The following is a 607-nucleotide window of genomic DNA, read 5'->3' as shown; positions in this document are numbered from 1 at the left end:
CGCCGCCTGCCCGCCGTACCACGTCGCTTTTGTTGTCGGCGGTACCTCCGCGGAAAGTACGCTGAAAACCGTGAAGCTGGCTTCCACCAAATACTACGATACGCTGCCTACCAGCGGCAATGAACATGGGCAAGCCTTCCGCGACGTCGAACTGGAAAATGAATTGCTGAGAGCGGCACAGGATCTGGGGTTAGGCGCACAGTTCGGCGGTAAATATTTCGCTCACGATATCCGCGTTATTCGTCTGCCGCGTCACGGCGCTTCCTGCCCGGTTGGCATGGGCGTTTCCTGCTCCGCTGACCGCAACATCAAGGCGAAAATCAACCGCGATGGCATCTGGCTGGAGCAGTTAGAGCAGAACCCTGGCAAATACATTCCTGAGTCTCTGCGTGAGGCCGGGGAAGGTGAAGCGGTCAAGATCGATCTTAACCAACCGATGGAACAGATCCTGAAAACGCTGTCTCAGTATCCGGTTTCCACGCGTCTCTCTCTGTCCGGTACCATTATTGTGGCGCGCGATATTGCTCACGCCAAACTCAAAGAGCGCATCGACAACGGTGAAGGGTTGCCACAATACGTGATAGACCACCCGTTTTACTACGGCGGC

Annotated in this window: 1 protein-coding gene; it reads left to right on the top strand. The window is 56.0% G+C overall.

Annotated elements, in window-relative coordinates; genetic code table 11:
* Positions 1–607, top strand: a 607-nt coding sequence (locus J5224_RS33955) for a fumarate hydratase (protein WP_264629257.1), incomplete at both ends; no start/stop codon positions are given.

This window comes from Candidatus Symbiopectobacterium sp. NZEC135 (genome assembly GCF_025962695.1).
The sequence above is the reverse complement of the archived record's forward strand: the minus strand, read 5'-3'. Positions and strand labels throughout refer to the sequence as shown.